General features: G+C 69.5%; 5 protein-coding genes. 3 read left to right on the forward strand and 2 right to left on the reverse strand.

Going from position 1 to position 4,267, the window contains the following annotated elements:
• Window positions 1-253: 253 nt before the first annotated feature.
• The 3 genes from ACTHNC_RS11385 to ACTHNC_RS11395 are packed head-to-tail and all read left to right on the forward strand — an operon-like array spanning window position 254 to window position 1,942.
• Window positions 254-682, forward strand: a complete 429-nt coding sequence (locus ACTHNC_RS11385) for a DUF6325 family protein (RefSeq protein ID WP_440294721.1) — start codon at window positions 254-256, stop codon at window positions 680-682.
• 46 nt (window positions 683-728) lie between these two features.
• Window positions 729-1,064: an SHOCT domain-containing protein gene (locus ACTHNC_RS11390; RefSeq protein ID WP_440294722.1), complete on the forward strand. Its 336-nt coding sequence runs from the start codon at window positions 729-731 to the stop codon at window positions 1,062-1,064.
• 11 nt (window positions 1,065-1,075) lie between these two features.
• On the forward strand, window positions 1,076-1,942 hold the full coding sequence (locus tag ACTHNC_RS11395; protein WP_440294723.1) for an SDR family oxidoreductase: 867 nt from the start codon (window positions 1,076-1,078) through the stop codon (window positions 1,940-1,942).
• A 162-nt stretch (window positions 1,943-2,104) separates the two neighbouring features.
• Here ACTHNC_RS11395 and ACTHNC_RS11400 read toward each other — a convergent pair whose 3' ends face one another.
• Together ACTHNC_RS11400 and upp are read right to left on the reverse strand one after the other, a co-directional pair.
• On the reverse strand, window positions 2,105-2,983 hold the full coding sequence (locus tag ACTHNC_RS11400; protein WP_440294724.1) for a winged helix-turn-helix domain-containing protein: 879 nt from the start codon (window positions 2,981-2,983) through the stop codon (window positions 2,105-2,107).
• 519 nt (window positions 2,984-3,502) lie between these two features.
• Window positions 3,503-4,135, reverse strand: a complete 633-nt coding sequence (gene upp / locus ACTHNC_RS11405) for a uracil phosphoribosyltransferase (RefSeq protein ID WP_440294725.1) — start codon at window positions 4,133-4,135, stop codon at window positions 3,503-3,505.
• Between the last annotated feature and the right edge of the window lie 132 nt (window positions 4,136-4,267).

The raw sequence follows: 4,267 nt of genomic DNA on the forward strand, positions 1-4,267 counted from the left end.
GACGCGACGGTCACGACGATCGCGCGTTCGTCGGTGATCCAGCCATCCCGCATCCGGAACCCCGGTCGCACGCTCAGCACGCCGGGCATCCGGAGACGGTCGAGGTTCTCGTCGATGATCTGCTGAATGCGGGCCTGCTGAACCTGCGCGTTCGCCATGACGTCCATACTCCCCCTTCACCCTGCCGGGGGGATACGCATGCGCCGCCCGTCGGCGCATGCTGGACAGATCCCCGCACACGAGAGGAACTGCCATGAGCGACTTGGAGTACGGGCCGGTCGAGTTCGTGCTCGTCGGGTTCCAGGGCGAGGCGCCCGACCCCGGCGTGGTGGATGCCGTGCGTGAACTCGTGCACGAGGGTGCCGTGCGCATCATCGACGCGCTCGTGATCAGCCGAACGATCGAGGGCGACATCGAGACGATCGAGGTCGAGGATTCGACGAATGCCTACGGGCTCGAAGACGCCGAGCTCGACCTCTCCGGACTCGCCGCCGATGAAGACATCGAGTACTTCGCCGAATCACTGGAGCCGGGCACGAGCGCCGAGCTGCTCGTCGTGGAGCTGCTCTGGGCGAAGAAGCTCGCATCGCGGCTTGCGGCATCCGGTGGCGTCGTGCTCGCGAGCGAGCGCATCCCCGCCCCGATCGTGAACGAGGTCGTGGCGACCGCCAGGCAGGAGTGACGCCGGCGCGGACCGGAGTCAGCAGGGTCGAGAGATCGGAGCAGACATGCCATTCATCGGTCGAATAGGACGTCCGGGACTGATCGGGCTCGCCGCTCGCACCGCTGTGGTCGCGGGCACGGCGACCGCCGTCTCCGGCGGCATGGCCGCACGCCAGCAGCGCAGGGCCGAGGACCAGTACGAGCAGCAGCAGTTCGAGGCACAGCAACAGCAGGCGCAGATGCAGCAGGCGGCGCAGCAGGCCGTCGCTCAGCAGGCACCGCCCGCGGCGGCCGGCGGCGACGTGACGAGCGAGCTTCAGCGGCTCGCCGGCCTGCATCAGCAGGGCATTCTCACCGACGAGGAGTTCAGCGCCGCGAAGCAGAAACTGCTCGGCCTGTAGGCTCTTGCCTCGTGCTCTCCGGTCGCGCTGCTCTCGTCACTGGCGTCTCGCGGCGCCGCGGCATCGGCTACGGCATCGCCCGCCGGCTCGCCGAACTCGGCGCGAGCGTCTTCGTGCAGCATCACGCGGCGCACGACGCCGGCCAGCCGTGGGGCAGCGACGATCTGGATGCCGTGCGGGCAGGCATCCGGGAACGGCTTGCGCCCGACGCGCGGTTCGGCGACATCGCTGCCGACCTCTCCGATCCGGATGCTCCTGAGCACGTCATCGAGGCGGCCCGGTCCGCGATCGGCAGGCTGGACATCCTGGTCTGCAACCATGCCCGCTCCGGCGGCGACGGCTCCATCTTCGACATGACGGCGCAGAAGCTGTCTGGGCACTACGACGTGAACACTCGGTCGACGCTGCTGCTGACCCGGTTCTTCGCGGAGCAGTTCGGGGGAGGGCACGTCGCTTCGGATTCCGAGGCGCGACCGGGCGACCGCGAGGGCCTGAATGCGCCCATCGACGAGTTCGCCACCGGGCGCGTGATCTGGATGACGTCGGGTCAGCAGACGGGTCCGATGCGCGGCGAGGTGGCCTACGCAGCGAGCAAGGCCGCGCTGGCCGGGGTGACGCCGACCGTGGCCGCGGAGCTGCTGCCGCGAGGCATCCTGCTCAACACCATCAACCCGGGGCCGGTGAACACCGGATACCTGGATGCCGCCACCAGCGACCGCTCGCCGGAGACCGTCGCGGACGTGCTCGCGTCCATGCCGTTCGGCCGGTTCGGGCATCCGGATGACGTGGCCCGTCTGATCGGATGGCTCGCCTCAGCGGACGGCCGCTGGGTCGTCGGCCAGGTGCTCACCTCCGACGGCGGCTTCACCCTCGGCTAGGGGCCCAGCACCCGCCGCCGCTCGTACTGGGACTGGGACTGGGACAAGGCGTCCATCTCGGCAACGCAACACGCTCGCCGATGCGGCGGCCTCGACGGCGCATCGATCCCAGCCGTGCGCTCTGCCAACTGCGGCGCGCCGCCGCTCGCGCGGCGCGCAAGACTAGAACAGGTCGGGGCTCGGCGCGCCTGCGTGGCGGATGGTCACGTCCGCGTGCCGGTCGAAGCGGTAACCCACACCGCGAACCGTGCGCACGATGTCTTCGTACCGTCCCAGCTTGGAGCGCAGCCGCCGGATGTGCACGTCGATCGTGCGCTCGTTCGGCACGTCGTCCTCGCCGGCGCGCCAGAGCGACGAGATGAGCTCTGCCCGGTCGATGGTGCGGCCCTCGCGCAGCACGAGGTACTGCAGCAGCTCGAACTCCTTGTAGGTCAGGCCGACCGCGTCGTTGTCGAGAAGCAGGCGCTTGCGCGAGATGTCGACGACCACGCCGGTGACCCTGTCCTGCACGGGGTCGGCGGTCTGGCGGTTGCGGGCGACGGCAGCTGGGTCCTGCAACGCGAGGCGGACGACGTCGATGTCGCGTCCACCGGCGGCGTCCGGTGCGAGCGCGACGGCGGCGTAGGTCTCCGAGCCCGGCGCGATCTCGGCCGCCAGGCGCTTGAGCGCCTCGACGACGTGGCCGAGATCCGTCCCAGCGGCGTTCGCCTTGTCTTCGTCGAAGCCGACGTAGAGGGCGAAGCCGCGTGCCCGGGTGCCGTTCGGCACGGCACGGATGCGCACGGGTGCCGGAGCATCCTGCACGGGGGCGGCGGCAGGCACGGCGCGCTGCTGTGCCGGGAGCGGCTGCACCGGCTGCGGTGCGCCCGGCTCCACGCGACGCGGATGCGCGGTGCGAGCGGGAGCGGACACCGCGGCCGACGGAGCCGTCACAGCGGGCGCGCTCGCCGCGGCGAGCGGAGCGGCGGACCTTCGCACGGGGGTGGGCCGCCTCTCGATGGTGGCGGTGTCGTTCAGCGGGGTGACGGTGGCAAGAGACATGGGAGTGAAGTCCTCGGGGCGATGATGCGGTGAGCCCGGTGCCTGCGCGTGGTGCGCGGATTCTCGAACCGGGTTCGGTGATGAGCTGGGCCGACAGGCGGCCGGTTCGGAAGCTCGAGCGAGAGGCGCGGGATGCTTCCGGAGAGCGTCGCTATGGGAGACGGATGTCTCGCGAATGACTGCGAAATCGGGTCGATCAGCGGCAGGTTACGCCTGCGCTTCGGCTCGATCAGCCGGCGACGGCGGGGCGAAAGGTCGACGGATCAGCGACACATTCGACAGCACATGACGGCAGCGCGGCCGGGCATCATCATGCCGGCGTGCCCAAGGGCCTCGAAGGAGGTCAGGGTGCGCGTGGGTGCAGTCATGTGTGCAAGTAAACCGGATGCCTACTCCTCTTGTCAAAGTCAGGCGAATGTATCGCCGACCATCCCCAGCCAGTTCCTGCAAGCTCAGCCAGCCGGGGAGGCTGCAGTTGCAGCAACTGGCTGTGTTCGGCGTTTGTCGGCGCTCGGAGGCTCAGACGAGTCCGTAGAGCCGGTCTCCGGCGTCGCCGAGTCCCGGAACGATGTAGCCGTGCTCGTTCAGGTGGTCGTCAACGGCGCCCACGACGAGCGTCACATCGCGGCCCTCGGTGAGACGTTCGACGGCGGCGATGCCCTCGGGTGCGGCGAGGATGCAGATGGCCGTGACATCCACGGCGCCGCGCTTGAACAGGAACTCGATCGCCGCGCTCAGCGATCCACCGGTGGCGAGCATCGGGTCGAGCACGAAGCACTGCCGATTGGAGAGGTCGTCGGGGAGTCGCTCGGCGTACGTGGCCGGTTGCAGGGTCTCCTCGTTGCGCACCATGCCGAGGAATCCGACCTCCGCTGAGGGTACGAGCTTGACCATGCCCTCGAGCATCCCGAGGCCGGCACGCAGGATGGGCACGACGAGCGGCTTCGGCTCGGCCAGCGTCACACCGGTCGTGCGCGCGACGGGTGTCTCGATCTCGATGGGCGCGACGCGCACGGCGCGGGTGGCCTCGTAGGCGAGCAGGGTCACCAGCTCTTCGACGAGTGCGCGAAACGTCACCGCGGGCGTCTCGCGGTTGCGTAGCACGGTCAGCTTGTGGGTGACCAGAGGATGATCGGCAACGTGCACTCGCATAGGCTCAAACCTATCGCGGGCCCGAAGGCTCGATCGGGTCTGCCCGGCGGACGATCGGATGCACGCGACCGACGGTGGCGATGACAGCGAGGGGCGTGCAGTGCCGGGCATCGATCGAGCGGACTGGATGCG

The organism is Humibacter sp. (assembly GCF_051954055.1).
In the GTDB taxonomy this organism is placed as follows: domain Bacteria; phylum Actinomycetota; class Actinomycetes; order Actinomycetales; family Microbacteriaceae; genus Humibacter.

What these genes read in the sequence shown, in the direction of transcription:
- upp (WP_440294725.1), bottom strand. Translation starts at nt 4,135, where the DNA reads ATGCGAGTGCACGTTGCCGATCATCCTCTGGTCACCCACAAGCTGACC.
- ACTHNC_RS11385 (WP_440294721.1), top strand. Translation starts at nt 254, where the DNA reads ATGAGCGACTTGGAGTACGGGCCGGTCGAGTTCGTGCTCGTCGGGTTC.
- ACTHNC_RS11400 (WP_440294724.1), bottom strand. Translation starts at nt 2,983, where the DNA reads ATGTCTCTTGCCACCGTCACCCCGCTGAACGACACCGCCACCATCGAG.
- ACTHNC_RS11390 (WP_440294722.1), top strand. Translation starts at nt 729, where the DNA reads ATGCCATTCATCGGTCGAATAGGACGTCCGGGACTGATCGGGCTCGCC.